This window comes from Peptoniphilus hominis (ex Hitch et al. 2025), assembly GCF_040096015.1.
GTDB lineage: Bacteria > Bacillota > Clostridia > Tissierellales > Peptoniphilaceae > Peptoniphilus_A > Peptoniphilus_A hominis.
On sequence record NZ_JBBMFO010000004.1, the window covers coordinates 24431 to 50492 of the forward strand.

24 protein-coding genes are annotated in these 26062 nt (G+C 34.4%); 6 read left to right on the forward strand and 18 right to left on the reverse strand.

Annotated features, from left to right (window positions below; all coding sequences use genetic code 11):
* Positions 1-2: 2 nt before the first annotated feature.
* Positions 3-1250 carry an SLC13 family permease gene (locus WMO19_RS02620; RefSeq protein ID WP_349170088.1) on the reverse strand — a complete coding sequence of 416 codons (1248 nt, stop codon included), beginning with the start codon at positions 1248-1250 and terminating at the stop codon, positions 3-5.
* A gap of 131 nt (positions 1251-1381) precedes the next feature.
* Between WMO19_RS02620 and WMO19_RS02625 the strand changes: the two genes are divergently transcribed.
* A complete protein-coding gene (locus WMO19_RS02625; RefSeq protein ID WP_349170089.1) occupies positions 1382-2326 on the forward strand; it encodes a LysR family transcriptional regulator in 945 nt (314 codons plus the stop codon).
* A 123-nt stretch (positions 2327-2449) separates the two neighbouring features.
* On the opposite strand, the gene WMO19_RS02630 is transcribed toward WMO19_RS02625, so the two are convergent.
* From WMO19_RS02630 to WMO19_RS02655, 6 genes are all read right to left on the reverse strand, one after another.
* Entirely contained in the window at positions 2450-3604 is a 1155-nt protein-coding gene (locus tag WMO19_RS02630) for a CD0519/CD1768 family membrane protein (RefSeq protein WP_349170090.1), read from the reverse strand.
* A 28-nt stretch (positions 3605-3632) separates the two neighbouring features.
* Positions 3633-5039, reverse strand: coding sequence for a beta-Ala-His dipeptidase (gene pepD, locus WMO19_RS02635; protein WP_349170091.1), 1407 nt, complete (start codon positions 5037-5039; stop codon positions 3633-3635).
* On the reverse strand, positions 5036-6352 hold the full coding sequence (locus WMO19_RS02640; protein WP_349170092.1) for a purine-cytosine permease family protein: 1317 nt from the start codon (positions 6350-6352) through the stop codon (positions 5036-5038). The genes pepD and WMO19_RS02640 overlap by 4 nt, the downstream gene beginning before the upstream one ends.
* A gap of 72 nt (positions 6353-6424) precedes the next feature.
* Complete coding sequence (locus tag WMO19_RS02645) at positions 6425-7462, reverse strand: hypothetical protein (protein WP_316719249.1); 1038 nt, start codon at positions 7460-7462, stop codon at positions 6425-6427.
* Between the two features lie 15 nt (positions 7463-7477).
* On the reverse strand, positions 7478-7945 hold the full coding sequence (locus WMO19_RS02650; RefSeq protein WP_349170093.1) for an Lrp/AsnC family transcriptional regulator: 468 nt from the start codon (positions 7943-7945) through the stop codon (positions 7478-7480).
* A gap of 462 nt (positions 7946-8407) precedes the next feature.
* Complete coding sequence (locus tag WMO19_RS02655) at positions 8408-9673, reverse strand: Glu/Leu/Phe/Val family dehydrogenase (protein WP_349170094.1); 1266 nt, start codon at positions 9671-9673, stop codon at positions 8408-8410.
* A gap of 404 nt (positions 9674-10077) precedes the next feature.
* Here WMO19_RS02655 and WMO19_RS02660 point away from each other — a divergent pair, with 404 nt between their 5' ends.
* Positions 10078-10962: a YitT family protein gene (locus WMO19_RS02660; RefSeq protein WP_349170095.1), complete on the forward strand. Its 885-nt coding sequence runs from the start codon at positions 10078-10080 to the stop codon at positions 10960-10962.
* Between the two features lie 73 nt (positions 10963-11035).
* Here WMO19_RS02660 and WMO19_RS02665 read toward each other — a convergent pair whose 3' ends face one another.
* Genes WMO19_RS02665 through WMO19_RS02680 form a run of 4 tightly spaced genes read right to left on the reverse strand, consistent with a single transcriptional unit; the run spans position 11036 to position 15832 of the window.
* Complete coding sequence (locus WMO19_RS02665; protein WP_349170096.1) at positions 11036-11725, reverse strand: CPBP family intramembrane glutamic endopeptidase; 690 nt, start codon at positions 11723-11725, stop codon at positions 11036-11038.
* A complete protein-coding gene (locus WMO19_RS02670) occupies positions 11722-12267 on the reverse strand; it encodes a 5-formyltetrahydrofolate cyclo-ligase (protein ID WP_349170097.1) in 546 nt (181 codons plus the stop codon). The genes WMO19_RS02665 and WMO19_RS02670 overlap by 4 nt, the downstream gene beginning before the upstream one ends.
* Positions 12268-14862: a PD-(D/E)XK nuclease family protein gene (locus WMO19_RS02675; protein WP_349170098.1), complete on the reverse strand. Its 2595-nt coding sequence runs from the start codon at positions 14860-14862 to the stop codon at positions 12268-12270. It abuts the gene before it with no gap.
* Positions 14843-15832 (reverse strand): RluA family pseudouridine synthase, encoded by a 990-nt coding sequence (locus WMO19_RS02680; RefSeq protein ID WP_349170099.1) that lies wholly within the window; start codon positions 15830-15832, stop codon positions 14843-14845. Before WMO19_RS02680 ends, WMO19_RS02675 begins: the two co-directional genes overlap by 20 nt.
* 73 nt (positions 15833-15905) lie before the next feature.
* On the opposite strand from WMO19_RS02680, the gene WMO19_RS02685 reads away from it, so the two are divergent.
* The 3 genes from WMO19_RS02685 (at position 15906) to WMO19_RS02695 (ending at position 19331) form a co-directional block, all read left to right on the forward strand.
* Positions 15906-16601, forward strand: a complete 696-nt coding sequence (locus WMO19_RS02685) for an endolytic transglycosylase MltG (RefSeq protein WP_349170100.1) — start codon at positions 15906-15908, stop codon at positions 16599-16601.
* Between the two features lie 105 nt (positions 16602-16706).
* A complete protein-coding gene (locus tag WMO19_RS02690) occupies positions 16707-17792 on the forward strand; it encodes a M24 family metallopeptidase (protein ID WP_349170101.1) in 1086 nt (361 codons plus the stop codon).
* A gap of 189 nt (positions 17793-17981) precedes the next feature.
* On the forward strand, positions 17982-19331 hold the full coding sequence (locus WMO19_RS02695; protein ID WP_349170102.1) for an MATE family efflux transporter: 1350 nt from the start codon (positions 17982-17984) through the stop codon (positions 19329-19331).
* A gap of 70 nt (positions 19332-19401) precedes the next feature.
* Here the strand turns inward: WMO19_RS02695 and trxB are convergent, their stop codons facing one another.
* Positions 19402-20355: a thioredoxin-disulfide reductase gene (gene trxB / locus WMO19_RS02700; protein WP_316719935.1), complete on the reverse strand. Its 954-nt coding sequence runs from the start codon at positions 20353-20355 to the stop codon at positions 19402-19404.
* Between the two features lie 68 nt (positions 20356-20423).
* On the opposite strand from trxB, the gene WMO19_RS02705 reads away from it, so the two are divergent.
* On the forward strand, positions 20424-21326 hold the full coding sequence (locus WMO19_RS02705; RefSeq protein WP_349170103.1) for a DUF2207 family protein: 903 nt from the start codon (positions 20424-20426) through the stop codon (positions 21324-21326).
* 996 nt (positions 21327-22322) lie between these two features.
* On the opposite strand, the gene WMO19_RS02710 is transcribed toward WMO19_RS02705, so the two are convergent.
* The 6 genes from WMO19_RS02710 to WMO19_RS02735 form a co-directional block, all read right to left on the reverse strand.
* Positions 22323-22469, reverse strand: coding sequence for a YvrJ family protein (locus WMO19_RS02710; RefSeq protein WP_083303705.1), 147 nt, complete (start codon positions 22467-22469; stop codon positions 22323-22325).
* Between the two features lie 2 nt (positions 22470-22471).
* Complete coding sequence (locus tag WMO19_RS02715) at positions 22472-22693, reverse strand: DUF2922 domain-containing protein (protein ID WP_349170104.1); 222 nt, start codon at positions 22691-22693, stop codon at positions 22472-22474.
* Positions 22694-22730: 37 nt separating this feature from the next.
* Positions 22731-22955 (reverse strand): hypothetical protein, encoded by a 225-nt coding sequence (locus WMO19_RS02720; RefSeq protein WP_349170105.1) that lies wholly within the window; start codon positions 22953-22955, stop codon positions 22731-22733.
* A 74-nt stretch (positions 22956-23029) separates the two neighbouring features.
* Positions 23030-23506 (reverse strand): peptidoglycan recognition protein family protein, encoded by a 477-nt coding sequence (locus WMO19_RS02725; RefSeq protein ID WP_349170106.1) that lies wholly within the window; start codon positions 23504-23506, stop codon positions 23030-23032.
* A gap of 12 nt (positions 23507-23518) precedes the next feature.
* On the reverse strand, positions 23519-24100 hold the full coding sequence (locus WMO19_RS02730; protein WP_349170107.1) for a sigma-70 family RNA polymerase sigma factor: 582 nt from the start codon (positions 24098-24100) through the stop codon (positions 23519-23521).
* Between the two features lie 1084 nt (positions 24101-25184).
* Positions 25185-25973, reverse strand: coding sequence for a hypothetical protein (locus tag WMO19_RS02735; RefSeq protein WP_349170108.1), 789 nt, complete (start codon positions 25971-25973; stop codon positions 25185-25187).
* Positions 25974-26062 lie beyond the last annotated feature (89 nt).

Below are 26062 nucleotides of genomic sequence, written 5' to 3' on the forward strand. Positions count from 1 at the left end.
CCTTATCTTAAGTATTGGAAATAAATCATTGCTGTTCCAATCAAGAAAAATATGATTGTAAATGGAAATCCTACCTTAAAATAATCCTTAAATTCATATCCACCAGTTTCCCAAACTAGTAGGTTTGGTCCTGTACCAAAAGGAGTACAGAAAGCTCCAGATGTTCCTATGGCAACACACATTACAAGTGCCCTAGGATCTAAATTTGTTGATTGAGCTACCAATATAGCTATAGGACAAAGTATTGCTGTTAATGATGTACCCATCATAAATTGTGTTCCAATTACTGATATCCCAAGCATAAAAGCAATTACTACTATAGGAGACATTCCACTTAAAGAACCTGACATTTTAGATATTAAATACTCAGCTGCACCTGTTTCACTTAATGCTTTACTTAACGGGAAGATACCAGCCACTAAAAACAATGTTGAAACTGAAAATTGTTTCACGGCATCTTCAGTGCTTATACAACCTGTTAGAACTACAAGTATAGCTCCTAAAGCAGCTGCTAGGTGCATAGGTATAATTTTAGTTGCCATACAAACTACTATAAATATAAATATTACAGCTACAATTACCATCTTTGCAGAATTTTTTTCGGCTAACTTCATATTAGAAGCTTCGTCATCAACATCTTTATTAGGAAGAACTTTAACTCCATAAAAATAAATATATAACAATCCAGCTATAGCAATTGGTAAACCTATAGGTGTAAATTCAAAAAATGAAAAACCTTCAAGTCCAGCGTCTTCTAAAAACCCTTGGGCAACAATATGTGAACCTCCACCTATTAAAGTAACTGTACCACCCATTGAAGCTGCGAAGGCTAAAGCCATGTAAATTTTAGATAATTTAACACCAGATTTTTTACCCATAGCTCCTGCAATCGGCATTAGACATCCAGTTGTACCAGTGTCATTTAGAAAAGAAGATAATAATATTGATACAAATGATGTTCCCAACACCACACTTCTTTCATCTTTTCCAATCATTCCGATAATCTTTTCACCCAAAAAATCAGCAAGACCTGTGTTGAAAATCGTACCGCCAATAACTAATAGTGACATAAAAAATACAACAGTTGTATTTGAAAAGTCAGAAAATGCTGTTTTTGGATCTAAAATATTAAATAGAGCCAATGCTGTTGGAATACTTGCACCTATCAATATTGGATGCAATTTTTTTGAAATTAGTAATATAATAGTTACTATGAAAATAACTATGGTTATAATACCTTTAGTTGTCATATAAAACCCTCCTTAAATAAATTATTTTTCTTATATAAAATTTTATCTGATAAAGCGATATAATAAAAATACTTTTTATTTAATAGTAGGTATAATATTTGTGTTATACTAGTCTTAGGAGGACTACATATATGTTTGATAAAAAATACCTTTATATAAAAACTCTTTACGAAGAAGGTAATATAACAAAAGCATCAGATAAACTGTATCTTTCGCAGCCCGCCTTAAGTGCATATTTAAAAAGACTTGAAAATGAGTTAGGGTGCACCTTATTTGAAAGAGCTAAGACTGGATTAAAAATTACAGACGCAGGCTTGTTTTATTTAGATTATCTACAAAAAATTAAAAACTTAAACGATGACCTTGAAATCTTTTTACAAAAGAAAGACACTAAAGACTTTCCTAATAAAATAAACTTTGGAATTACTCCGTGGGTTGGCGCCTATGTGACATCAGATATTTCTCTAAAATTTGCTAAAATATTTCCAAACATTGATTTAAATTTTATAGAAGGTGAGGGTTTTGTATTAAAAGAACTTTATGAAAACAATAAAATTGATTGTTTTGTTAGTATTGATGTTATTTCAGATTATATGGATATGAAATATACTGAGAAATTGGAATTACGAGATGATTTAATTTTAGTAGTGGCTCCAAAATCTATTCTAGGTAATAAATATGATGTTGCTATGTTAACTTGCAAATTAGATAATCCTCTAAAATTTGACGCTAACGAAATAAAAAACAAAAAAATAATTTCTGGACAAAATACTCAAGCTCTTCATACCTGCATAACAAAAATTATTAAAAACTATAAACTGCATCCAAAATCATTTATGCACTTTAGAAATATAAATAATATTCTTGAACTAGTTAAAAGTGGTCAAGGCATTACCTTTATACCAAAATATTATATAAAAAAAGGCCCTAAAATGAATAACTGTATCTTCTTTACTGAAGATAATGAACTATTCCACTACAGGCGTATGATGTTTTATAGAAAAGACAAATATACTGATTTCTACAAACAATTTGGAGAGTTAATCCTAAAAGATATTTTTAGCAACTTATCCTAAATCCTTTTTCAGTAATTATGTTTTTTATTTTTTGTTAAATAGTTTGCTAATTCAATTAATGTTAATCACAAAAAGATTCCCATAATAAATTTTGGGAATCTTTTTTAAGTAGGTAATTATAATTTAAATAATTTTTGCCATCATTAGGATATTAAAAATCATATTTGATGAAAAACCTGCAAATATACCTCCAATTGTATGACTAATTAAAGCTTTGTTAGTTAATTCTCGCGCATTTATTGATGACATCATTGCAATGTGTGTTGATAAATATCCACTCCAACACATTACTATTGATGTAAATACAGCTAGATCTTTCGCCGTTACTAAACCCTTTTCAATTAAAGATGGTATTAATGCTACAGCCGCTCCTGCACTTCCAAGTGATGTAATAACTACAGATATTGATTGAGATGATTTAAATCCAAATATTGGTTTTATTATAAAATCAAGTTTATCCCCAACAAAAGGAAGGATTGGTACACCTTGATTTATTGAACCATCATATATATTATTCGGTCCTATTCCATTTGTGATTAATAATACAAAACTACAAATAATAAGAACACCTGGTATTATTTGAACTCCAAGATCAACGCCCTTCATTCCACCATCTAATAATGAGTTTATTACCCTTTCAAATAAAGTCTTATTTACTGGATTGTTTTTGGCGTTTGAATATTCTTCTTCTAATTTTAAACTTTTTTCATCTCTTTCAAAGTCTTTAGTAAGTTTAAGCATTATTCTTACGCTTACAACACTACCTAAGATTGCCCCTATATTTCCAATTATGGCTGCAAGTACAGAATGATTAATATTCATACCCATAACTGTGGTTGTCACTATTAGACCCATTCCAAAAGATGTTCCTAAGTTTGTGATTGCAGGAAACTCATTACTTTTAAAATAATTTTTATAACCTTCATTTTTTGCTAATGTTAATACTGCTGGGTTGTCTGACAGATAACACATTAATATTGACCAAGCTGCTGCACCTGGCAGATTATAAATAGGCTTCATTAACCTTGAAAGTTTTTTACTAACCCATTCAATTACATTAAACTCGAATAATAATTCACCTAATCCTCCAGTAATTACAGAGATAGCCATAATATAAAAGCATACATTAATTAATAGGTTATAGGATGTATTAAGGATTGTTTGAATCATATTCACAAACCCCATTTTATATCCAATAAATCCAAAAAGGAGTATGAAACTAATAATAAACAAGCCGTCTTTGTAGTTATTGTCTGTTTTTCTTAAATTAGTTACCACTAAAATCTCCTCTCTTATTAATAAACTTTTATTCCAGTTTTGTCAAAATTTTCTCAATCAACATTCTTAAGTTATCTATTGATTTAATACTGACCTCTTCATGAGTAGTATGTGCCCCGATGATGTTAGCTCCTATGCTAACCATATCTATATTAGGCATTTTTTCCTTAAATACTGCACATTCAAGACCCGCGTGTATTGACTCTAAAATCGGTTTTTCCCCAAATAATTCCTCATAACATTGGGCTGTTATATCTTTGATTTTTGAATCTGTATCAAGTTCCCATGCTGGATAAGAAGATTTTATTTCAAAATTAAATTTAACAAGATTAGCCATGTTTTTAATTTTATTTACAAAATAATCCATTTCGCTTTGCATTGAAGACCTAAATAGTATTTCTAACTCAATCTCATCATCTTTAGTCTTTAATACGGCATTTGTTAAACTAGTTTGAACCATTCCATCAATGCTTTGACTCATCTTTTGAACTCCATAAGGGAGAATTGTGAATAAATCAATAATTGATTTTTCTAGCTCTTTAGAAAAAACCTTATTTATTTTAGTTTTTTCTAAATTAAATTTAATTATATCTTTTTCTTCTGGATGTTCACTCTTTAGTTCATTTTCTACACTCTTAATAATTTTTTTTATCGGCTGATCATCTTTTACTGTGAATAATATTTTTCCGTGTTGAGGAATGACGTTATTAGCTTCTCCACCTTCAAAATCGGATAATCTAAATCCTTTTAATTCTCTTAATTTAATCAAAAGTCTTGACATAGCATGTATTGCACTAAGTCTATTTTTGCCAATATCTAACCCTGAATGACCTCCTAATAGGTTTTTAATAGTCACTTCATAACCCATGGTATCCTGTGCTTCATATGATAACTTTTTTCTTAAAAAGACATTAGTTCCACCAGCGCAGCTTAGCAATATATGACCTGCTTCTTCTCCATCTACATTTATTAGAGTTTTACCTTTTATTTTAGATGTATCAAAATAAGAAGCACCGTCAAGACCAGTTTCTTCATTGGTAGTAAATAATACTTCAAGTGGTGGATGTTTTATATCATTGTTTTCCAACAAATATAAACAGAGTGCTACACCAATTCCGTTGTCTGCTCCAAGAGATGTTTTATTGGCACTTATTTTATCTCCATCTATAATTAAATCTATTGGGTCTTTTGTAAAATCGTGATCTGATTCATCTGTTTTTACACACACCATATCAGTGTGGCACTGAATTATAACAGGGCTTTTTGTATAATTATTTCCATCTTTTTTAACTAAGACATTATATAATTTATCACTACTTGCTTCTAAATTATTTCTTTTTGCAAAATCCAATATATAGTCACAAATTTCTTTTTCATTTCCTGATTCTCTGGGAATCTTTGATATATCTTTAAATAATTCAACTATTCTGCTCATGCTTCCACTCTCGCTTTGCTGTCTTTACTGTGTCTAATTTTCATTAATAATGCATATACAAGTGAGCAAATTAGCATGTTCTTAACAACAGAAGCTATAGGTATCATAGTTGGTATGATTTGGAAATCTAGTACGAACGCATATATTCCACCTAACAACCAAACTATTATAGCTATAGGATTAATGATTTCATTTTTTTGTAAAGATATTCCAGAACTTATTCCTATCTTAGGCAATATAAAGAAGTCTGAGATCATAATTCCAAGAACTGGAACTATAAAACAACCAAAAGCTAACATAATATCTGAATAAAGCCCAATGTTTATGAAAGCTGCGACTACTGATGCTATCACTCCAAGTGTTATAGCCACTGCCCATCTTCTAAGTTTAGGAAACATTTCCGTAAATGCTAATGAGGCACTATATAAGGCGTTATCATTACTAGTCCAAGCTCCTAAAATAACCATTATAAGACCTGCTACGCCACCAATTTGAACCATGACAGTTGCAAATTCTCCTGATTGAACGTGAAGAGCTAAAATAATTGCACATATTGGTTGGCAAATAGCTAATGGTAGACCTATTAAATATAAACCTTTAAAGTTATCAGACTTTTTCTTTGAAAATCTCATAACATCTGGTGCATTAACAGCACCTGCTGCCATTGCTCCAACTAAAACAGAAATTATAACTGACATGTGAACTGGTTCTCCAATAGGAGCTCTCTCCATAAGTTCTATGAAATCTGTCCCATCTTGCATTATTACTCTTATAGCGTTATATAGCATAAATCCAAAAGTATAAATTACTGTTGGCATACTCAATGCTTCTATTCCTTTGTATCCTATAGTTGCTGTAATTATCATCAGAAATCCAAATATGATACACATCACTGGTATATTACCAAACCATATAGCATGAACACTTTCTGCCAATGCTCTAACATTGATAGCAAACCATCCAACATTTACAATTAATGAAATTAATGATACAACATGAGAACCTCTTCTTCCAAAACTTTGTTTTGCAATCATATAGGTACTTAATCCTGTTTCAGTACCTATACTTCCTTGTAAAGCAGTTAATGCTAAAAAAGTAAAGAACGCAATTATTAAAACAATAACACTGTTTTTGAATGATAATCCAGAAATTACAGCTAACCCATCTAATATAGCAGCAATACTAATATAAATACCAGTCCAAACCATTGCTATAGAGTACCATGGCTTACGTCTTTCTCTTGGAATAGGCTGTGTCGGGAAGTCTTCACTTCTATCCATAAATTCCACTATTCTTGACCCTAAGTCTTTCATAAAAACCTCCTATTTATATTTTATGTAGTTAGAGCAAGCGATTTATGCTTGCTCTATTGAATTCTTTTTAAATTATTTCCCCAATTTTTTGCTGTATTCTTTTAATTCTTCGTTTACAACTCTTCCTTTGTCCCAAATTTGTTCTCCATCCATCCATACACTTGAATTTAAACAAATACCATCTAAGTGAGTTTTTGCTGGAATTCCATCTGGTGGACAATCAACTGGGCTTAGATAACCAAATCCCCATTGAGTGCATCCCCAAATTCTTTCGTCTTCACAAATATTTCCTGATAATTGTGCTTTCGGATTTACCCCGTAAGAAATATGAACTGGTCTATACATGTTAGGGTCATCAAAACTCTTTAACCATTCTGAGAATTGAGTTGCTTGTCTGCCACCTTCAATCTTTGTTGCTACACCATTTTCGATAGTAATCTTAACTGGTTCTTCTAGTAATCCACAAGGAGGAGTTAATGATCCATCAAAAACTATAGTTCCATTAATGGTTTCAAATTTAGGGAACCAACAAATTTGTCCTGGCATAAAAGTTAATCCTGGTTTATCAGCTTCTCCAAGGTCACAATAAATTTTTCTAGAAGGTTCATTTTCAAAAGATATATCTGTTCCTGCTGGAGTAGTTACTCTCATTTTCTTAGCATTCTTAGTCATTTCTGTAAGTTTTCTCATATATGCTTCCATGTTTTTGTCAACTTCACCAATTATCTTTACAAATAATTCTTCGTCAAGGTCAACTAAACACATATATCTTAGCTTTTCATTACCTTCAACTGCTTTTTCAAATGGTGTTGAATATAAAAGCCAACCTTTGTTAAACTCAACCCAACAATCAGTGTTAAGTAATGCCCCAGTTAATGCTTCAACGGGTACTTTTGCATCTGTATCTTTTCCAACGCCATCAGGTGTTGCTAACCAAACTACCATAGGTTTTGCTCCACAAGCCTTAGCTGCTGATGCACTTGCTCTAACTATATGTTCATTTGAAGAAGTGTCTGCTGTTATTACAATTGTTTCTCCCTCTTTAATTTGGAACATATCTCTCATTAGTACCATTGCTGCACTAAATACTTCCATTTCTAACTTATACATAATCTCTCTCCTTTTCTAAATATAATTATCCTTGAATTCATTCTTTTCTTCTTGGATTACTAACATTGTGTTTGTGTCTACAACACCTTTGATTTTTAAAATACTGTCATGAAAATCTTTAAATTTTTCTGTAGAACTTGTATGTACTCTAAGAAATATTCCTTTATCTCCTGTTATTCTACACACTGATTCAATATAAATTCCTTTTTCTTTAAGCTTTAAAATGTTTTCAATAGTTTTATTAAAATCTAGAGTACAAACATTAACTAAAACATAGGAGTCTAGTGGAAGCCCTATTTTCGAATAATCAATTATTGCCTCATATCCCTCAATAACTTTCCCTTCTTCTAGTTTAGAAACTCTTTTGTTAATTGCTGGCCTGGAAAAATTTAAAAATTCAGCTATATCCTGATGAGGAGTTTTACCATTTGATTTCAAGATACTTAATATCTTTAAATCAATATCATCCACCTTAGAAAACATTACCACCACCTCTTTAACCTTTATTTATATATAATAAGTTACCATACCGTAAGTTTAATTGCAAATATTTGCCAAATTTTTCACATTTTGTAACCATTATTATCCACTTCATCGCATTTTTTAAATGAATTATTGCTTTTTAGAAATAATTAATAAAGTATCGTTTTCATCGTGTTTATATTATTAATGTCTTTTATCTGTTTTGTTATTAATATTTTTAATTTGTTTCAAATTTTCTTGTTTATATACTGATCATATACTCACAGTTAAAATATAATAAACCCTAATAATGGCTCTTAAGTATTGATTTTTAAATGAAAAGAGAGACTCGAGTTAACGAGTCTCCCCAATATTTGACATAGAGCCCTTTTTTTGAAATCATATATATCAAAACATAAAAAAACCGCAACATATGCTGCGGTTTTTAGTCATTTTATTAAGCTTGTCATTTAAGCCTTAGGATTAATACCATCCTCTTAGTTTCATAGCTTTATCGATAGATTGGATAGCGTACATGTAAACTCCTTCTCTAGGAACTACATCGTATTCGTCACAAATTCCAAATACACCTTCGATAGCTTTCATCATGTCAGCTTCTTGTTTTTCTTCAACTTCAGCTTCAGTCCAGTACATTCCGTATTGGTTTTGAACCCATTCGTAATAAGAAACAAGAACTCCACCAGAGTTAGTTAAAATGTCTGGAGTTAGAGGAATTCCTCTTTCAACAAGAACCTTGTCTCCTTCTGGAGTAGTAGGTCCATTAGCTGCTTCACAAACTAATTTAACATTAAGTTTTTTAGCAACATCACCAGTGATTACATTTTCTAGAGCTGCTGGAATTAAGATATCCCATTCGCCTGTCCAGAAATCATCTGCAGAAATTTGTTTTGCATCTGGGTAACCAATTAGTGTGTGGTGTTCGTTCTTATAAGCAATAAGTTTTTTGAAGTCTAGTCCATTTTCATTGTATAGAGCGTAGTTTCCTTCTTTTTTGTCCCATTCAGCTAGAGCGTAAACTTTTCCGCCTTGTCTTTCAATGTTTTTAACTGTGAAAGATCCAACATTACCGAATCCTTGAACTGCAATTTTAGCTTTTGAGAAGTCAATTCCTTCACGCTTAGCAGCTTCTCTAGTTACTACAGCAACACCAAAACCTGTTGCTTCGTTTCTTCCTTCAGATCCGCCAAGTCCAACTGGTTTACCAGTTAACATTCCGATATCTTGTCTGTCTCCGTTAACTTTGATCCATTCATCAAGGAACCAAGCCATGATTTGTCCATTAGTGTTAACGTCTGGTGCTGGAATATCAATTCTTTCACCAAGATATTTGTAAAGTCCTCTTATCCAACCTCTTGAAAGTTGTTCTAATTCTCTATCAGATAGTTCAGATGGATCTACACAAATACCACCTTTTCCTCCACCGTATGGAAGACCAAGTGCTCCACCTTTGAAAGTCATCCAAAGAGAAAGAGCTTTAACTTCATCAAGGTTTACATTTGGATGGAATCTAACTCCGCCCTTAGAAGGACCAACTGCTGATGAGTGAGCTGATCTCCAACCTTTGAAAACTTTTACTGAACCGTCATCCATTTTTACTGGAATAGAAATTTCAATAACTCTTTCAGGTTCTTTTAGAAGTTCATAAACTGCTGGGTCGCAACCTAGCTTGTCACATGCAGCCTTAACTTTTTGTTGAGCTGCTACTAACGGATTTAAAGTATCTGTCATTTTTTACACTCTCCTTTATGTATATTCATGATAACCATTTCTTACAGTCATAATTATATCAAATAGAAATATTAAGTTCAAGTTGTGGAATTAACTTTAACGAATTGTTTATATTTGTACTTATAGCTTTAATTTTTAATTTTTTTTGGCAAATAATAATTCAAATCGTAAACAATGGTAAAAATTTTTTTCTTTTGATTCTATCACCACAAGCTACTTCTTATTTCCATTTATGTGAATTATTTTAGCACTTTTTTAGGTAATCATTTTCATTAAATTCAAGTAAATTTTTTAAAAGAAATTCCCTATACAATAAATTTTTTAAAATTTTTTTAAAGTTTTTATTTTAATTTTTACTTATAATTCTTCTGCGTTTAGTGTATCATAGCTTATGAGGTGATTTTATGAACTCAAATACATTGAGTTTAAGAAAATGGATTTTTTCAAAGACCTTTCAAAGAAAACTTCTGTCAGTAATTGTCTGCACTTTAATAGTTTCCTTTTCCATTGTTTACATAATAAAACCAAATTTATTGATATCAGGTGGCTTGACTGGTCTAAGTATTTTGACATCAAATGTCACAGGCATAAGTCTTCCCCTCTTAATATTTATACTTAATATACCTACATCTGTTTTGAGCTTTTTCTTTTTAGATAGGGATTTTACATTTTTCTCTACTCTATCGATTTTGCTCCTATCTATCTTTGCATCCTTTTACCAAAAAATCTTGCCAGGTTTTTATCTCACAAAGGAACCCATCCTTGCCTGCATCTTTGGTGGTCTCTTAAATGGTATAGGCATGGGCATCGCCTTTCGTAACGGAACATCAACGGGAGGTCTTGACATAGTGGCGGCAATTCTTAAAAAGAAATTTAACATCACTATAGGCAGTGTCCTCATGGGCATCAACTTTATTATCGTAAGTTCCCTTGGCTATTTCTTTTCCATAGACAAGGTCCTCTTCACTTTAATCTTGATGTTTATAAACTACAATGTTGTAGATAAAATTCAACTTGGTGTTGGCAAGCAAAAGCAAGTCCTCGCCATTTCTGAAAAAAACGAAGAGATTGCAAGAGAAATTTACAAGGAAGTTCACAGAGGCGCAACTTACATCAAGGGCGTAACTTCTTACAAAAAGAAGGATGTCTACATCTTATATGTTGTATGCTCTTCCAAGCAACTTGTTAAGATTAGACAAATTATAAAGGAGATCGACCCCGATGCTTTTGTCTCTGTCTCTGACACTTCAGAAATTTTGGGCAACGGCTTTAAGGAGCTTTCAGTTTAAGCTATATTCAATTTAAAATTCATTTTTCGTGCAAAAAACCACGGGCTTTGTAAATCAAAACTCGTGGTTTTATTTATTGTATCATTTGTCTTGCAGCCAGATAAATTATAATTAAGCTCCAATCGTAAATTATGTGAATGATATAAGTGACACTTAAATTTTTTGAAAGGACATAGGATAGGGATAGGCCCGTCCTTATTATTGAAATTATAAGGACTGCTTGCAAGAGATTAAAGTCATAGGTTGAAAGGTGCATTGCCCCAAAGATTACAGAAGAAAGAAGAAGGGCAAAAATTGTCTTTAAAATATTATTTTCCGTCTTCATTTTATTTATGACAAACAAAAAGGGAATAATAAAAATTATTTCTTCTGCAATAAATTGAATTGTGGTTGAGACAAAAAAGCTCTTGAAATTATCTGGCGTTAGCACATCAAATATTGGGTTAGTTGCACCCTCTATGCCAAGATTTGTGACGACAATAGATGAAATTACAACAGCCACAATGGAAAATCCAAGTCCAATAATTATATAAAGTATGTCCTTCATCTTTAATGGCAAAAATATTTTTTTGATGAATTTTTTGTCCACCACTAAAAGTGAAAGTAGACATAAAATACTTATGGCAAGGGCGTAGATAATTTCATTTTTTACCTTTAGTGCGTAAAATAAAAAGCTAACTCCATAAAAGGATCCAATGGCTAAGACAAGGGCGAGGATCCATCGCCAGGTCTTAGCTTCTATCTTTGGGTAGTGTCTTTTCATTTAGCACCAAACTCGATTAAGCCCTTATCTGTCAAAAGATAAGATAATTTTTTGTCGTAATCTTCATGAGGGACTTCTTCCACAATTTGATCAGAATAGCCAATGCCCATTCTTATAGTGTCCACTTTGGCAAAAAATTTGTCATAGTAGCCTCCGCCGTAGCCAAGTCTGTAACCCTCGCTGTCAAAGGCAAGGCCTGGCGTAATAGTTAGGTCTACATCAAGGACTTCTTCACCAGACTTTGGTTCAAGGATGCCCATTTTATTTGGCTCTAAGTCTTCTATTCCCCTTACTTCAACGGCAATCATGTCCTTGCCCTTTACCAGTGGCACCAAAAGTTTTTTGCCATCCTTAATTATGTCCTCAATGATTTTTTTGGTATCAACTTCACTTTTATAGGAAATAAAAACAAAAACAGACTTTGCATTTTTATAAATTTCTAAATTTTTAAGATTTTCCCTAATTATTTTATTTTTTTCATCTCTATCTTGAATTTCTGCTCTAACTTTTGTATATTTTTTCCTTACTTCTCTTTTATCCATTTAAATCTCCTTGTTCTCGCAAATTTCTCTGTAGTCGCAATTGTCGCAAGTGCTAGTGGAAGTATAATCCCCTGCTCTTATGCTATTGGTCATTCTTCTTATTTCCTTTTCCACATTTTCTAAAAGAAGGGACAAGTCTTCCTCAGTAAAATAATTTCTCTTCTTGTCGTCTCTTGGCAATAGGTCAGAATTTTTTATGACAGTGGAAATCTCTCCCCTCTTCACAGAACCATAAGTGGCACTTGCTATTTTCTTACCCAGATTTTTTCTCGCTATAGCATAAAGTGGCATTTGAAAAGATTTTAAATCTAGAATTTCCTGTTTCGTCCTGCCCTTGGACCTCTTGTAGTCAATTAAAATCTCCTGGTCTCCCAGGGCATCAATCCTGTCGATTCTGCCCTTTACCCTTAGTCCACTGACATCTGTTACAAAACCCTCTTCAAAGTATTTTGGAACAAAGCCATATTTTTTTTGCTCTTCCAAGTCCTTTTCAAGGTAATTCTTTAAGATGTTAAAGGAATTTATTACAGAAATTTTTTCTAGGAAGGACAAATTTTCATAGTCCCCCAAATTTTCTTCCTCTAGAATCAATTCTTTGAGAACTTCAACATTTAAATCTCTTTCCCTCTTAAAATATTTCTCCAAAATGTGGTGGAACTTGTCCCCTTCATTTAAATAATATTTTTCCTCATATTCTTTTTCCAATCTTTCAATTTTGTAAACTCTCTCAAAGAGAAATCTCCTTGGGCAGTCCTTTAAAATGTCAAAATCTGTTACAGAATAATTTCTCTCCTTAATTTTTTTGTTGATGCCAATTAATTCAGCGGCAGAAACCTTGTAGTCTAGTTCTTGACTTTCATAGTCCAGGTCAAGTTTTGATGTGGCATAAATTTTCTCCTGATCTTGAATTTTTAAGTCCAAGTCGTAAATCAAGGTGTTTAAAAGCTTTGAAAGTCCCTTGTCCTTGTCCTCTATTAAAATAAAAATTTCCTCTGATGAAAGCAAATCGTAGATTAGATAGATGTAATCCCTCTGGAAATTCTCCCTTATGAGTCCAATTCTCTCCATGTCCTTTTCTGTTTCCCTATTGTAAAGGAAGTTGTTCTTATTTTTTCTCTCAAAATTTTTGTCAAAGCCAATTAAAATTAAATTTTTAAAGTCCCTATAATAGTTTGCAGCATAAGATGCAATTTCTATTGCCTCTAGGTTTTGAACCTCATCAAGCTTTGACTTTTCAAGGTATTTTTTCGTGATTAAGACAAATTCAAAAAGTGAAATCTCCTTATAAAGTGAGGAGAGATTTTTCATCTTCAAAAAATTTTCTTCCATTTTGTCAAGAAATCTCAGGTCACGAAGTGCCAAAGTCTCTGGATTTTTTTCTACCTCTTCCCTTATTTTTTCTCGACCACCCTCTAAATAATTTTCAAAAAATTCCATGTAATAATCTAAAGTCCCAAGGTCATCTATTTTTTCTTTTTGTAAAAAGTCCACGCCAGCAAAAAAATTCTCTGGAGAATCTGTATTTACTTCAAGGTTTTTTACTTTTGAAAAGTCTATGTCAGATAAATTCTTAAAATCATAGGTCATCAGTGCCTTTTCCAGTGAAATTTCGTCTACATCCAGAGGAAAATACATGAGTCTCACTCTTTTTAGGGTGTTTTCCTTGTTTTTATTTAAAAAATAGTCCATGAAGACCAAAAATTCACTTTCAAGAAGAGATTTTTCACTACTTTTTACATTAAATTCAAGGCCTTCAAGAATTTCCCTAGCTTTTATCTTTTCAGCAAGACTTTTTGATCCACTTAAGATGCCAAGGTCTTGGACCTCCTTGTCCCTTAACAAGAGTTTTAGCTGAGAAAAAAATAAATTGTAAAAATCCTTATCTGATGAAATAATTTTTATATCCTTGCCCCTTAAGTCTTCTTTGTAGTCCAAAAATTCTGACTCTTCCAAGACAAAGCCAAGGCCCTCTAGGCTCCTTATAGTGGATGAAATCAAATCAGATTTTATAAAATTAAAGGGCAGGTCAAGATAAATATTTTTGTCTGGAAGGTCAGCAAGTTTTTTTATAATTTCCTCTTCATTTTTTCTAAATTCCAAAAAGCCAGAGATAATTATGCTGTCGTAGGCACTCTTTTCCAGAGAAGAATCCTTTAGCCTTCCATAAAGGTCGTAGCCCCTTTCATCAAAATATGCCTTATAAAGCTGGAAAACTTTAGAAAGCCCCTTAAAAATTTCTCCATCAATCTCTAAAATGTCTTCACAAGACAAATTATTTTCGCAGATGTCGTCAAAAAAATCTAAAATAATATCCACAGTCTCAGGAAAAATTTCCATGTCAAGAAAATTATCTTTTAAAATTTTTGATAGGATGATGTATTTTAAAACAGAGTCAGGCCTCTTTCTCCTATTCTTTTTGCCAATGCCGTCAAAAGTTTCGAAGTCTGTTTTTGTTACGTCAATGCCCCTTCTCAGCATGTCCCTTATGTAAAAATTTATGGCAGACTGAGATGGCAAGATGACAAGAGTCTTCTCGCCCTTTAAATTTTCAAAATTTAATTTTTCCCTTGGGTTTCTAAAAATTATTTTTTTCATTTAACAAATCACCTAAATTTATGCCAAAAATTTCTTCAGCTATATTTGTCATCTTTTCTCCTGGTAGATAAATAAATTTTTTGCCCTTGACATTTTCAAGCCCATCACACTCAAAAACTATAGAATAATTGTGGAGGAATTGACTGTCCAGTCCCTTTTCCCTAAAAATTTTATTGACCCCTTCATGACCATACTTTCTGTCGCCAATGATGAAGAGGTTTTTTTCCTTTAGGGATGCCCTAATTTGGTGGGTCCTTCCCGTTATTAAGTCCACAGCAAGTAGGGAGTAGTCCCCCTTATTTTTTAAGAGGTGAAATTTTGTGATAGACCTCTTGCCCTCATCTTCCTTTGATTTTTTCATGACATTATTTGCAGTTTTCACTAAATTTATGTCCACATCAAAATCTTTTTTCACCCTGCCAGAGACAAGAGTCACATAATATTTTTTAATCTGACGACTTTTTATGGCTTCATTTAAAATTTGCAGTGCCTTTAAATTTTTTGCCCCAATTAAAATCCCAGAAGTGTTTCTGTCAAGCCTATTGACAAAGGCAGGTCTAAAGGATTTTTCCAGCCTTGGACTGTAGTCCCCCTTGGCTATTAAATAGTCCACCATCCTGTCTAGGGCATTGTCCTGGTAAGCCTTGCTGTCGTTGTGAGTGAGCATGTTAACTGGTTTTTTTACCAAAATAATATCATCGTCTTCGTACAAAATATCTGGCAGCTTAGAATTTTTTGACTTCTTAATATCTTTTTTGAATTTATTAATTGTCTCCTCTGACAAAAATAATTTAATTTCATCTCCCTCAGACAAAATATCTTCAGGCTTTGCCTTTTTCCCATTTAGGACAATATTTTTCTTCCTCAAATTTTTATATATGAAGGACAGTGGCGCCTTCTCAAAATAAATTTTTAAGAACCTGTCCAGCCTTCTACCCTGGTCATTTTTATTTACAATAATTTCTCGCATAAGATCTCCAAACTTTTCATTTTTTAACTTTACTGATATAATTATATCAAAACAAGTTGAAAAGAGGTTTATTTTGAAAAATATTAACAGAGGCAAACTCTTTTTTATTAAATTTTTGCAAGTTTTCTTGTCAATATTATTTTTCCTCTTCTTGGTTTTCGTAATCAAGTGGAGAATGGATTGTCTTTATGTCAATTCAATTTCCCACCGCAATGTAAGCATTGGTATAGGCGACGAGCTTTCTAAGACTACTAACGAAATTTTAGTTGCCACTGGTCTTAGAGAAGAAGAATTCGTAAAACCAATTGTTGTAATTGACAATGAAGAAGAAAAAGAAGAGACAGCAGAAGATATGGCTACAAGTAAAATAACAATTCCTGAAGGCACAAATGCCGACGGACTTGGCAAAATTTTAATGGAAAATGGGCTAATAAAAGATTTAAATGCCTACAAGGCACTAATTGACGATATGCAAATTGGAGATAAAATTGTACCTGGCACTTACGACCTTAGCAAGGAACTAACTGTGCGTGAAGTCCTAGCCATAGTTTCAAACACAAGTCTTCAATCATACAAGGTAAACATTGCTGAAGGCGCAAGTCCAGCTGACCTTGCCAACACCCTAATGGAAATTGGCGTAATTAAATCGCCTGATGACTTTATAGCTACCTGCAATAATCTTGGAGTGACAAAATTTGCTCCAGGAAGTCACGAAATACTCATGCCATCAAAGGTGGCAAATATAATTAAATCATTGGAAGCAAAATAATCTGTGGGAAACCGCAGATTTTTTTTGAAAAATTTTATTCCTGGCTCTAGTCCATGGATATTATAAGCATTTTGTGATATATTTTAAAAAAGAATGGAGGATATTATGCACAAAAATAGAATTGATAGACTAATAAAAAAAATGGAAGAAAATAATTTGGCTCACATGATCATAAGCGATCCCTATGCAATTTTTTATCTACTTGATAGAAAAATTGAGCCAGGCGAAAGAGCCCTTGCCCTTTACCTTCACAGAGATGGTGACCTAAAACTTTTGATAAACGAACTCTTCCCACAAGATGGCGAAGTTGGCGTAGACCTAATTTGGTACAACGATGTGGAAGATGGCATTGAAAAGTTGTCAAAATACATCAAGGAAGATGAAGTCATTGGCATTGACAAATTTTGGTCTGCAAAATTTTTGCTTCGCCTTCAAGAAATTTTCCCTGACAAAAAATATATAAACGGGTCAGATATAGTTGACGCAGTAAGACGAGTTAAGGACGAAGAAGAAAAACAGCTTATGCGTGAATCTTCCGCCATAAACGACAAGGTCATGGAAGAACTCATCCCTTGGGTTGTCAAGGGACTAAATGAAAAAGAACTTAGCGCCAAGCTAAAAGAAATCTACAAGGCTCATGCCGTTGAAGAAGTTTCCTTTGAACCAATTACAGCCTACGGAAGATCAGCTGCTGACCCTCACCACTCCACAGACGACACTTGTGGAAAGCTTGGCGACTGCGTAGTCCTTGACATTGGCGGAATGTATAAAAATTACGCATCAGACATGACTCGCACAGTTTTCATTGGTGAAGTAAGCGACAGGGCTCGTGAAATTTATGAAATCGTAAAGGAAGCCAACCTTCGCGGCATAAAAGCTGCAAGACCTGGCAACAAGATGTCTGATGTAGATAAGGCGGCAAGGTCCTACATCGAAGAAAAGGGATACGGCAAATACTTCACTCACAGAACGGGCCACTCCATTGGGCTTGAAACACACGAAGCAGGCGATGTATCATCAGTAAACGACAGCATCATAGAAGTTGGACAAATCTTTTCAGTTGAGCCAGGCATTTATCTCTTAGATGAAGGCATTGGCGTCCGCATAGAAGACCTTGTCCTAATAACAGAAGATGGCTGCGAAGTATTAAACCATGTATCAAAGGACTTAAAAGTAGTTCCTGTAGAATAAAATTTCTTATCCCATTAATAGGTCTCCTATTAGTGGGATATTTTTTACAAATTGCAAAAATTTTTTCAAGCTTATAAAAATTTTCTAGTATATCCATGACTTTGTAATTTTTTGTCTTATACTATACAATATTACTTATTCACAAGAGGAATTTTTACAAAATGAATTTAAATTAATGGAATGATAAAAGTGAAAGATAAAGAAATTACAAATATCGAAAAAAATTTAATGACTGAAGGAAGCATCTGGAAGACAATTCTCATCTTCTCCATACCCCTAATCCTTGGCAACCTTCTTCAACAGACCTACAACACCATTGACTCCATGATAGTTGGAAACTTCGTAGGAAGTAATGCCTTGGCGGCAGTTGGATCAAGCACAGCCCTTATAAACCTACTCATATCCTTTGCCCAGGGCATAGCTGTTGGCTCTGGCATAATTCTTGCCCAATCCCTTGGCTCTAATCAAAGAAAGGATGTTAGAGTATCCATCCACACTTCCCTGGCCCTTGCCCTAGTTCTTGGCATCTCCATTTCCATCTTGGGATACATCTTTGCCCCCTGGTTTTTGGAAAAGATGCAGACGCCAAGTGAAGTCATGCCCGAGTCTATCGAATATCTAAGAGTTTTTTCTCTGGGTCTAGTCTTTAATGTCATCTACAACATGGAGGCTGGCATCTTAAATGCTGTGGGAAATTCAAAACGCTCCCTTCTATACCTTTTCATTGCATCAGCTACCAATGTAGTCCTAGATTTTTTATGCATCAAAAATTTTGCCATGGGCGTAAAAGGTGCAGCCATTGCCACAAACATCAGCCAATTTATTTCTGCCCTATTGGCACTTTTATTTTTGCTCCGAGTTCCTGAAATCTATAAAGTTCGCTTGAATAAAATAAAAATTCAGGCTGACATGGCACTTCGCATAATAAAAGTTGGCATACCAACAGCAATTCAAGGGGCAGTAATATCTCTATCCAATGTAATAATGCAGTCTAGCGTCAATGCCTTTGGGCCCATGCCCATGGCAGGCTTCGGCGCCTTTGTAAAGATTGACGGCTTTAACATCTTGCCCGTCCTAAGCCTAAGCCTTGCCATAACAACCTTCGCTGGGCAAAACTACGGGGCAGGCAAAATTGACAGGGTGAAGAAGGGAATGTGGACTACCCTTCTTATGACTATCATCTACACAATAATTTCTGGCACCATGCTTTACAAATTTGCACCAAGGGTCATTGCCCTCTTCACTCAGGAGCCTGATGTAATTGCAGCAGGAGTTCTCGCCACGAAATTTTTCTGTCCCTTCTACTTTCTCCTTGCCATCCTCCACTCCCTGGCAGGCACAGTGAGGGGCACTGGAAGGACAGTGCCACCAATGATAATAATGCTCTTGTCCCTTTGCCTCTTTAGGATTCTCGCCGCAAAATTTGTAATTCCACATTACATGGCAATAGAGAATGTCTACCTTCTCTATCCCATCTCCTGGACTCTAGGCGCAGTCCTCATGATTGCCTACACCCTAAAGGCAGATTGGACAAAATAAATTATAAAAGGCAATAAAAAAACATTGTTTGAAATTTATCTTCAAGCAATGTTTTTCTTTTTGCAAATATTTATTTATTTTCCTTGAAACCTTCGTAAAGATTTCCTTCTTCTTCGTCAATATACTTTTGTGCATTCATGGCAGCAACTGCACCGTCACCAGCTGCGTTGACAACTTGGCGAACAGTCTTCTTTCTTATATCTCCTGCTGCAAAAACTCCTGGCACATTTGTCCTCATCTCTTCGTCAGTCTTGATGTAGCCATCATCTGTTAAGTCTACCTTACCCTTAAACATATCAGTCTTAGGAACATAGCCGATAAAGACAAAGATGCCGAAAGGATCGTCAGCCTTAATTGACCTTTCCTCGCCAGTCTTAGTGTCCTTTAAAATCATTTCATTGACAATCTTGTCGCCCTTGATTTCCTTTACAGTTGTGTTCCAAATAAAATCAATCTTGTCGTTCTTAAAGGCCTTTTCTTGAAGGACCTTTGAAGCCCTAAGCTCGTCTCTTCTGTGAATGATGTAAACTTTCTTGGCAAAATTTGTTATGAAAATTGCCTCTTGAACAGCAGAGTCGCCCCCGCCCACAACATAAACAGTTTCATCTTCATAGAAGGCAGCATCACAAGTTGAGCAGTAGCTTACGCCACGACCCTTGTATTCTTTTTCACCAGGCGCACCAATTTCTCTTGGAGAAGCACCAGTGGCAATGATGACTGCCTTGGCTTCGTAAGAATCAACATGACCCTTGATCTTTTTGACCTTGCCTTCAAGTTCAATGTCTTCCACTTCGTCCATGACAATTTCTGCCCCAAACTTTTTCGCTTGGTCAGCCATTCTCTTTCCTAGTTCAACGCCATCAATGGCATCAATCCCAGGATAATTTTCAACATTAGTAGTCTCAGCGATTTGTCCGCCTTCGATTCCCTTTTCTATAATTAAAGTTTTCTTTTTACTTCTAGCCGCATAAAGACCTGCAGATAAACCAGCAGGACCTCCACCAATTATAATAATATCGTACATTCAATCCCTCCAATATAAATATTATACCCAAAAAAATTTTTTTGTATATAATAGAAAGAGGTGATTAAATGGAATTAAAAATGAACTTATCAAGCACATACTTTTTGACAATAAATATCTTGCTCATAGTCTTGTCCCTCTTCATGGCATATCTTTTAGCCAAGAAAAAAGAAGGCCCAGCAAAAGATAGAAATCTAAACCTAAAATATTACGAGAAAGGTTACCTCTACAAGGGTCCAAACTTTATCTACAACACAATAATAGCCATGATAGTAAAAGTTATTGGCGAGGGTCATGTAGAAATTGAAAAAAATTTTTACACTACAAAATCTGGCGAAGAAAAAATTTCCTTCAAGCTTAAAAATTTAAGAGAAGATGGACTAGACCCTGGAGAGAAAAAACTTTTTGACACCCTCTTTTCCTTTGGCGAGGGAGAAATTTCAACTCGAACTTTGGATAAAATGAGAAGGCGAGAGCCCGACAACTATAACAAAAAATTCAACGACTTTATATATTACTTGGAAGAAAAAATGGTGGCAAAAAAACTTTTTACTAGAGAAAAAAAGACCCTTAAAATCCTATTGTCCTTTGTAGTCTTTTCCCTCTTATTTTTCGTGGGCATAGTCACAGTCTACAACGAAAAATTCTTTGGCATAATAAGCATAGTCTTGGCTCTAGTCTTTTACGCAAGGCTCATAACGACCTTCTCAAAGATGACAGAGCTTGGCAACAAAAAATATAGAGAATTAGAAAAAGTAGAAGAAGAACTACTTAAGGGTTTGGGAGATGAAGAAGAAGACTTTCTCCTTGCCATTGCCTTTGGACTAAAGGCAGAAAACATAAGGGCGATTTATGAAAATATAATCGTGAAGGATCCAGAAATAAGGGATTGGCAAATCTTTTTCGAAAAAGATTTTTATAAAAACTTTAAAGTTGCCCTAGTGGGAGATCATTTGTTAGTTAGGAACTAAAGGAAAAATAAAAAAAGCTTCGCTTTTAAATTCTTTTTAAGGAGGGGGCATAGGGGGCGGCAATGCCCCCTCTACCCCCTCCTTTGACCTCCCCCACACCCCTGTGCCCTGGATCAACAAGTATAAAGCTTCGCTTTAAGATCAGATTAAAAAATTTTTTCTTTATAAAATATATTTCTATTATTAAATTTCTTTTTTTATTATTGGAGGGGCTTAGGGGCGTCTTAATGCCCCTTGCCCCTCCAAACCTCCCCTTTCACCCCACGCACTGGAAGTCCAAAAAAATCGGTCATGCTAAATTTTCAAAACTCGCTCTTCGAGCTCAAACAGTTGAAAATTTTTAACGCATAACCGATTTTTTTGCTTATCTTATACACTCTCATTAGTCTACTGTTCTGGCTAAAGATGTTTTCTTTAAAAATTAATTAAAAGTTTGCATCAGATAAAAGTCTTGTGGAAAAAAATTAGCTTTGCAAGAGTGCCCAGCTTGTTGTTATAGATGTAAGGCAGTTATCTTTGCCAATATGCCGTAGAAGCCATAAGGCAGTAAGCAAAAAGTTCGAAGGCGTTAAAAAATTTTGCTGTTTGAGAGAGCGAAGCGAACGAGTTGACATGACCTAACCCAATTTGCGAAGCAAATTGATGGTAGGTCAGTTCGCAAATTGTTGCTTGCAACAATTTACGCTTCCTATTTCTTTTTAGCCGTAGAACTTTTTGCTTAGCCGTGGGTCGAGGCCCCTGCCAGGGCACGGGGGTGTGGGAGAGGTTATAGGAGGGGGTAGAGGGGGCATTGCCGCCCCCTATGCCCCCTCCTTAAAAACAATTTAAAGCGTAGCTTTAGAAAAATTTTATATTAAAAATAAAACTCAAATAGAAAAAAATTTTTTCTGCTTTTTTAAAAGCCTTTTTTTACAATAAAAAAAAAGGCTTGCGCCCCACATATGTACCTTATTATTAATAATAATAAAAATTAAATTTAATTTAAAACCAATAAACTTACTTTTTAAAATCCTCAATAGCATTACTTAGCTCTACTATTACTTCCCTTAGCTCCTCCATCTTTTTCTCCAACCTCACCAAAAGGTAGCAAGAAATTGCAATGGGAAAGCCAATGTTTGAAATATTAGACAACAAATCTTCCATAATCAAAGCGCCCCTTCAGTTCTAGTAATAATAGTAGCGCCGTTAAAAGTCTTGATGTGACCCATTTTGCCATTGACAAGATTGTTGTTAGTGATAGTGCCGGCAACAGCCTCTGCATCAGCTCTTTCGACATTCTCTCTAGGGTTTACAATATTAAGACTCCAAGGATTACCACCCTCATCAACAAAACTCATTCTAAGTGTTTTACTTTCTTTCATACTCATATCTCCTTTCATAAATAACATAAAACTAAGAGCCATCTTAGGCTTGCTCTTCAAAAACTTCTTCAGTAATCTTAGAAGAAGAAGCAAGACTGCCATCAACTAAAGACTTGATGCCCTTGGACAAAGCATAAAGAGAATCATTAGTCGCATTGTTATCAATGTTTCTAACAGTGATGTTTCTCTTCTTAGTTTTGCCATCAGGACTTGTACTAGAAGTAACAGTCTTTAGCATGATCTTCTTATCATTAACATTAACTGCCATTATTTTCACCTCCTACTATATATATAGAAAAAAAAGCCAAAAGTTACTATGGAAAAATGAAAAAAATTTAAAAATTATAAACTTTCCTTAAACTTCCACCAAGCCCCCCAGTTGTTGGCGCTCATAGAGTGAGGACAAAGCTTGTGTGACGCATCAAAATGACGGACAACTCTCTTAAGAGGAATATTGTAAAAATCCATGAGAAAGCGAATGACAACTCGTGCATTCTCTAGCGCCTTATCATAATCACCGTCACTGTTTACGCAGATCTCCACACCAATAGAATTAGAATTAGTGATGCCATACCTGCCATGGCCGTCGCCGCAGTGCCAAGAAGCATTAACAGTCTCAACAGTCTCCACTATCCTCTTGTCATCCACAAAATAATGAGCAGAAGCCTTTCTGTTGCCCCCATTAAAATACCTATAATGAGCAAGAGCATCAGCACCGGCTCTAGGATTGCCTGTGTCGTGAACAACGATAAAAGTAGGTCTTACCATACCCTCTCTCTTAGAAAAATTAAACTTAATAAGTCTCTTCTCAATTAACATAAAATCACCTCCTCACCTATAGTGACAAGAAATATATTGCCTCATATTATTAATAGCATTGACCTTAAGATTAATGACAGTCCTCTTAGAAATGCCAAGGAAATCAGCAATCTCCGAAAGACCAAGCCTTTCATAAAAAAATAACCTGACAACAGTCTCCTGCCTTGGAGTGAGAGAATCAATAGCATCCTTTAACATCGCCAGCCTCTCACCCTCCAAAAAGTCTCCCTCAATATCCACCCCAGCATCAAGACTATCAAAGATGCCAAGACTTTCCTCATCATCAGAAGGACTATCGTGAATATCACTATTCACATCCCTTAAATACTTGTAAGTGTTCATATAAAAAAACTTCAAATACGACTTGACATATTTTAGGAAAGATCTCTTGTTGTCGAAGTCCTCAATGCAGGATAAAACCATTGCCCTCCCGTCAGAATAGAGGTCCTCGTATTCACTTGGAATGTGGCAATATTTGTTAATAGATGAGCGAATAAGGGGGTCCAGCATATCAAGAAGCTTTACCTTTGACCTCTCCTCACCTACTAGGGCAGACCTCAAAACTCTGTTAAAATCTTTATAATCATTCATCATAGAAGCCTCCTCTTTTTAATCTATGAGATAATTATAAAACTTTTGTTTATATTTGTCAAACATAAGTTTAAATTTATTTTCTTAATCAAGAAAAAAAATAAAGAAGCTTTTTTGAAAAGCTTCAAGTAAAAAGTTTTTATTTCAAAGCCTGCGCCTTTAAGGCTAAAAAAATAGGATTTTTTCTTTTTGAATTTATTTTTTTATTTTTTTTTATTTATTTTTTATTTAAGGAGGGGGCATAGGGGGCGGCAATGCCCCCTCTACCCCCTCCTTTGACCTCCCCCACACCCCCGTGCCCTGGCAGGGGCCTCGACCCTCAGCTACGCAAAAAGTTCTACGGCTAAAATTTTGAACTCGCTCATTTCATTCGCTCAAACAGCAAAATTTTTTAACGCCTCCGAACTTTTTGCTTACTGCCTTACAGCTTCTACTGTTTATTATCAAAGATTGATTCCTTACCACACATCAACAAGCTGGACATTGTTGCCAAGTTTATTTTTGAAGATAAAATTAAAACTCGATAACTTTTTGAAAGTTGTTGCTAAGTTTATTCTGGCGAATAAATTTTTTTCTTGAAGAGAGCTTAATCGTAGCCTTAAAAGTTTTCGGATACTTGTAACGAGGATTCTTTGTAAAGGTAAAACCATACTGTAGTCTTTTAAAACCCCGTAAAGCAAGACAGCCGTTAAAAAATTCAACTGTGAATGAGCGATTGATATTTGCGAAGCAAATTCAGTCGCTCAACCGACGAACCCTAACAACGAAAAGGAGCGAAGCGAACTTTGAGTTGATTAGGTTCGCGCGACGGTCGCGATAAAAAAATAGAGTTAGTCAAATAACTAACTCCAGTTAATAAAAAATTTTCAGTTTTAAAAGTTTGAGCGACCTAGTTTTGAATTTTAGGCTGGCTGCTGCTCGGGGTTGTTGGCAAAGGCCCCTGCCAGGGCGTGGGGTTCAAAGGGGGTGGTTTAAGGAGGGGGAAAAGGGGCCTCGCAATGCCCCTTAACCCCCTCCTTATAAGTGCATAAAGCCGCGAGGCTTTAAAATAAAATTCTTAATTTTTTCTTATAAAGAAAAAAGAAGCCTAATCTGCTTCTTTCTTAACTCGTGTCCAAACTTCTCTAAATATTTTTGTAAATTCTTCTGAAACTTCTTCTCTTAAAAGAGAAATTTCTTTTGGCAACTCATTTTCATCTATGTCATTGTCTTTGTTTTTATCTTTAACTTCTGCTGTTAATATATTTTCCAGTTCCTCATTTTTTATAAGATCTATTAATTTTTTCCTTTCACTTTCATCCTTTATTTTTAATAAAAGTTCATCTTCATCTCCAGGAAGAGCCAGAAGTTCTAGCTTTATGTCTTCTGTTAGAGCTAGGCTAAGGGTAATTTTGTCAAGTTCTCCAAGGACAAGACTATTGTAGATTTTTATGGTATTATAAGCGACCTTATCATTTTCGTGGTTTATGTTAAAGATAATTTCATAATAAAGTTTATTTATCTTATCTCTATCAAGATACATAAGATAATTAGGTTTTGTAAGCACCAGGTATTCTGAAAGATTGTCCTGCATCTTATGTAACCAATTTATTCTCTCTTTAGTGACAATTTCCTTGTACTTTTCCCTTTTGTTGTAAGAAAATCCTGCAAAAACACCAGCTACAGCTATAAGAGCAGAAAGGACTTTAGCTACAAGATCAGAACTAAGTGCCTTGTAGTGAAGTATTAAAAGAAATAAAATAACAAGAATCAAAAGATTAAAAAAGCAAATTTTTATCAATCTATGTAAAATTTTTTCTTCAGATGATAGATTTTTATCAAAAGTTTTTTTATTCATAATAACTTTATCTTTACTATCTTTTTTCTTATCGCACATACTACCACCTCCTGCCCTAATTTTACCAGAAAAAAACTTTTATGTAAAAAGAAAAACCCGAGGTTTCCCTCGAGTTTTATCTTTAAAGT